General features: G+C 64.6%; 5 protein-coding genes and 2 pseudogenes. All 7 read left to right on the top strand.

The genetic code is table 11. The features are described from left to right. The coding region (locus IJL83_06125) for a hypothetical protein (GenBank protein MBQ6553172.1) at positions 1-473 on the top strand (473 nt) is incomplete at its 5' end. A 447-nt stretch (positions 474-920) separates the two neighbouring features. Continuing rightward, positions 921-1,679: pseudogene (locus IJL83_06120) on the top strand (N4-gp56 family major capsid protein). A gap of 267 nt (positions 1,680-1,946) precedes the next feature. Then, positions 1,947-2,162, top strand: a pseudogene (locus IJL83_06115) (N4-gp56 family major capsid protein). Positions 2,163-2,504: 342 nt separating this feature from the next. Continuing rightward, positions 2,505-2,753 (top strand): hypothetical protein, encoded by a 249-nt coding sequence (locus IJL83_06110; protein MBQ6553171.1) that lies wholly within the window; start codon positions 2,505-2,507, stop codon positions 2,751-2,753. 4 nt (positions 2,754-2,757) lie between these two features. Continuing rightward, entirely contained in the window at positions 2,758-3,060 is a 303-nt protein-coding gene (locus IJL83_06105) for a hypothetical protein (GenBank protein MBQ6553170.1), read from the top strand. Positions 3,061-3,063: 3 nt separating this feature from the next. Further along, entirely contained in the window at positions 3,064-4,044 is a 981-nt protein-coding gene (locus tag IJL83_06100; GenBank protein MBQ6553169.1) for a hypothetical protein, read from the top strand. Further along, entirely contained in the window at positions 4,041-4,394 is a 354-nt protein-coding gene (locus IJL83_06095; GenBank protein ID MBQ6553168.1) for a hypothetical protein, read from the top strand. The genes IJL83_06100 and IJL83_06095 overlap by 4 nt, the downstream gene beginning before the upstream one ends. Positions 4,395-4,541 lie beyond the last annotated feature (147 nt).

Here is a 4,541-nt window from a genome sequence, read left to right as displayed (position 1 = left end):
CCTCGTCGGCTGCGCCTCCTCGGGATGACAGAGGTTGCGCGGACGGGGACGGCGCAGACGGGGGACGCGGGCTTGCCGTGACCTTCGCGGCGCGGTCCGCGCGGCTCGCGGACGAGGCGGAGGCGCTTTACGCCGAATGGACGGCGGAAGCGGGGGAGCTGGCGAAGGATTACCCCGCCTTCGACCTCGCCGCCGCCGCGAAGGAGCCGGCGTTCGGCCGTCTGCTTCGCGCCGGAGTCGACCTCCGCACCGCCTATGAGGCGACGCATATGCCGCAGGTGAGAGAGGCGATACGCGTTTCCGCGGCCGCGGAAGCGGAAGCGCGTGCGCTGGACGGCGTCCGGCTGCGCGGATTGCGCCCGGATGAGAACGGGGCGCGCCCGGGGGGCGCCGTCCTCACCGGCGGCATGGCGGGACTTTCGCGCGAACAGCGCGCGAGGATAGCGGAACGCGCTATGCGCGGGTTGCTTTGACCGCAGGTCAAAGCAAACTGCGAGCGAAGCGAGCAATACCACTGCGCGCCGCAGGCGCGCAATATCACTTGCCGTCAGGCAAATATCACTGCGCAGCGCAGCGGAGCAATATCACTGCGAACGAAGTGAGCGGACCTCCCTCAGACGAGGGAGGTGGCGCGAACGGGCAAAGCCCGTGAGTGACGGAGGGAGGGAAAAGCCGTTCCTCTGTCGCGAGGTTTGCGGTTGAAACGCAGCTTTCCCTCCCTCAGTCACCGCCGTTTTCAACGGCGCTGACAGCTCCCTCGTCTGAGGGAGCCGCGCCGCCTGCGGCGGCAGGTCCCTCGGCTCCGCCTCGGGAGAAGCGCCGCCTGCGGCGGCGGTGATATTGACGCTTCGCGTCAGTGGTATTATGCTTCGCATAGTGGTATTGCCGCTTCGCGGCAGATAACAAAGAAAGGAAAACACATGAAGTACGACACTTACACCCTCAACCTCAGGCGTTTCGACGCCGACACCAACGTCACCACCGACAGCGATCTGTCGGCGGAGATGAAGACCTTCTACTCCGACTACCTGATCGACAACGCGGCTCCGAAGCTCGTTCACGACCAGTTCGGACAGAAGCAGCCTGTCGCGAAAAACGGCGGCAAGACCGTGCAGTTCAGGCGCTATTCGCCCCTGCCCGCCGCGACGACTCCTCTGACCGAGGGCGTCACCCCCTCCGGCAGAAAGCTGACCGTCACCGGCACCACCGCCGATATCGCGCAGTACGGCGACTACGTCGAGATGTCCGATATGCTCCTGCTGACCGCCGTCGATAACAACATCGTCCAGGCGACCAAGCTGCTCGGAGCCCAGGCGGGCGCGACGCTGGACGCCGTCGTCCGCGAGGTCGTCAACGGCGGCACGAACGTGCAGTACGCGGACGACTCCGTAAACGGCAGACACCTGCTCGTCGGCGGCGAATCGAGCGGCAATCACTACCTGACCGTCGACATGGTCAAGCGCGCCGCCCGCAAGCTCAAGGCGATGAACGCCGAGAAGATCGACGGCGCCTACGTCGCGATCGTCCACCCCGACGTCGCCTACGATCTGATGAGCGATCCCGACTGGGTCAACCCCTCCGAATACGCCGGCTCGAAGAATATCTTCGAGGGCGAGATCGGCAAGATCGCCGGCGTCCGCTTCGTGGAAACGAGCGAGGCGAAGATCTTCACCGCCGCCGACCTGCTCCCGACCGCACGCACCCTGACCGTCAAGACGCAGATCAGCGCCGCGACCAAGACCGTCGCCGTCACCGAAGCGATCAGCTCCGCCAACGCGCCCAAGCTCGCCGGCAGGAAGATCATCATCGGCTCCACGCTCTGCGAGATCGCATCCGCGACCTCCGGCAGCGCCGGCAGCGCGACGCTGACGCTGAAGGAGAACATCAGCTCCGCCGCCGCGGGCGCCGTCATCTATCCCGGCGAGGCGGGCGCGAAGGGACGCGCCGTCTACTCCACCCTCATCCTCGGCGACAACGCCTACGGCGTCACCGAGATAGAGGGCGGCGGACTGCGCCACATCACCAAGCAGCTCGGCTCCGCCGGCTCGGGCGACCCGCTCGACCAGCGCGCCACCGTCGGCTGGAAGGCCACCAAGGCCGCCAAGCGCCTCGTGGAAGAGTATATGGTACGTGTAGAGACCACGTCCACGTTTAACGGATAAGGCACGCTTCGCGAGCGGCTAAATTCGCCCATCGGGCGAGTTGAGCTAAATTCGCCTGCGGCGAGCTAAATTGATGCTCCGCATCAGCTAAATTTGCCTTCGGCAAGCTAAATTCGCGGCAAGCCGCGAGCAAAGGAGCAAATTGCCATAGGCAATTTGAATTATTCAAATCGGCGCAGCCGATTTGTTCCTTCGCTGACGCGAAGCGTCAATTTAGCTATCGCGAAGCGATAATTTAGCCGGCGGCGGCAGCCGACGATTTAGCTCGCCCGAAGGGCGAATTTAGCCATCGCGCTACTGACGCTTTGTAATTATCGCAAACATAATCAGGGAGGAACACCCATGACCAAAACAGCTACCGATCCCGTCGCCGCGGAGAACGCGCGGCTTGACGAATACGTCGACGTCGAGCTTTTCCGCGACGGCGACAGATACAAAGACGACGTTTTCGTCGCCGTCGGCGGCGAGAACTGCCTCATCAAGCGCGGCGAACCCGTCCGCATCAAGCGCAAGTTCGCGCTCGCGCTGGAGCAGAGCCGCCGCCAGGACGTTGCGGCCGCGGCGTACATAGCCGCCGAAAGCAACGGGTGAGCCGATGGACAGGTTTGCCATCCGCCGCGGCGTCGGCGCGCCGACGTCCGCCGACCTCGCCGAATTCGAGCTCGGCTACCGCACGGGCGCGAAGACGCTCTATATCGGCACCGCGCAGGGCCCCGTCCTGCTCGCCTCCGCGAACGCCGCCTCCGGCGTGCTCCCGTACGTGCGCCTCATCGGCGTTTATATGCCGGAGCAGGTGCAGATAGCCACTCTCTTTGAGGGCTCGGACGGTCGGCTTTATTACAAAAACAAATACGGGGTAACAGTCGCGCTCACCGCGCTGCCGCCCGATGAGGAGTAAACAATGCAGAGGATAATACACATCGAAGTCGCGGGCAACCGCGCACGCGCGTCTTCACGCGAGCTCGGGACGCAGGGCGAAGTCGCCGCCGTCACCGTCGCTCTCGCCTTTGACGCCGGCTGGGACGGCCTCGCCAAGCGCCTGCTCTGGCGCTCCGCCGGCGGAAGCTCCACCGGCTACACGCTGCTGACCGAGCCGGACGCCGCCGGCGTTTATGCCGCCGCCGTTCCCGCGCTTCCGCTTTCGGAGGCGGGCAAGGCGTCGCTGACCGTCGAGGGCGTCGTGGTTTCAGGGCAGGAGGTCGTCCGCCGTGTGCGCAGCGTGCTGCTGACCTTCCGCGTCGAGCCGAACGACCTCGAGGCGAACTCTCCCGCGCAGGCGGTGGACGCCACCGTCGCCGAACAGCTCGCCTCCGCGATCGAAGGCAGGGCCGCCGCGTCGCATACGCATACGAAGTCCGACGTTACCGACTTCGCGCACGCGCACGCGCAGAGCGATATAACGGGGCTCGCCTCCGCGCTTTCCGGCAAGGCCGCCGCGTCGCATACGCATACGAAGTCCGACGTCACCGACTTCGCGCACACGCACACGAAGTCCGAGATAACCGACTTCGCCCACACGCACGCGGTCGACGCCGCGGACGTCACCTACACGAAAAGCGGCGTTTCCGTCGGCGTGAAGGCCGCGCTCGACGCCGTCCTCGACTACGCCGGCTCGAGCAGGGTGAAAGATTATTCCGTGACGCTATCGGCTAACGGCTGGGACGATTATGAAACGCCGTATACGCAGTCGATCAGCCACCCGATGATAAACGCGGATTCGGCTGTGCTCGTCGCCGTCGCGTCTTCCGCGACCGACGCGCAATTCGAGGCCGCCTGCGCCGCCTGCCTGCGCTTCGACAGTTTGGCGGGCGCGCTTTACGCCAGGGCCTACGGCACGCTGCCGGAGGTGGATATCCCGCTGAAGATAGGGGTGATCGTATGAGCGCGTTTTCATTCATTCCGTGGAAGTCCGGCTCCGGCGGCCACGATCTTTCGGAGATAACGGCGGGCGAGGACCAGATCCTCGCCGGTTACCGGTCGGTGAATAAATTCGGCGAAACCATATACGGCGCGATATATCCCGAGAATACAGAGCCGATCTACGTGAGCGCGGCGAGCTACGACGGGCCGGAGGTGCTTTCCGTCAACATTCCGGCGAACGGCTATTACTATTCCTCCGCCTCCGGCGGCAACGGCCTGTGGGTCGGCTGGGGCGACCTCGCCCGCGTGATCGGGCTGACGGCGGACAAGCTGAAGCCGGGCGTTACGGTTATCGGCGTTACGGGGAGATAAAACGGCGCAGCCGTTTTATCTCAACTGCGAGCGAAGCGAGCAATACCACTGCGCGCCGCAGGCGCGCAATATCACTTGCCGTCAGGCAAATATCACTGCGCAGCGCAGCGGAGCAATATCACTGCGAACGAAGTGAGCGTTTCGCCT

It is taken from the genome of Clostridia bacterium, assembly GCA_017438525.1.
Lineage (GTDB): Bacteria > Bacillota > Clostridia > Oscillospirales > RGIG8002 > RGIG8002.
This window is presented reverse-complemented; position numbering and strand designations above follow the sequence as displayed.

Excerpts from the sequence above, each read along its gene's own strand:
- IJL83_06110 (MBQ6553171.1), top strand. The coding sequence starts at position 2,505 with ATGACCAAAACAGCTACCGATCCCGTCGCCGCGGAGAACGCGCGGCTT.
- IJL83_06105 (MBQ6553170.1), top strand. The coding sequence starts at position 2,758 with ATGGACAGGTTTGCCATCCGCCGCGGCGTCGGCGCGCCGACGTCCGCC.
- IJL83_06100 (MBQ6553169.1), top strand. The coding sequence starts at position 3,064 with ATGCAGAGGATAATACACATCGAAGTCGCGGGCAACCGCGCACGCGCG.
- IJL83_06095 (MBQ6553168.1), top strand. The coding sequence starts at position 4,041 with ATGAGCGCGTTTTCATTCATTCCGTGGAAGTCCGGCTCCGGCGGCCAC.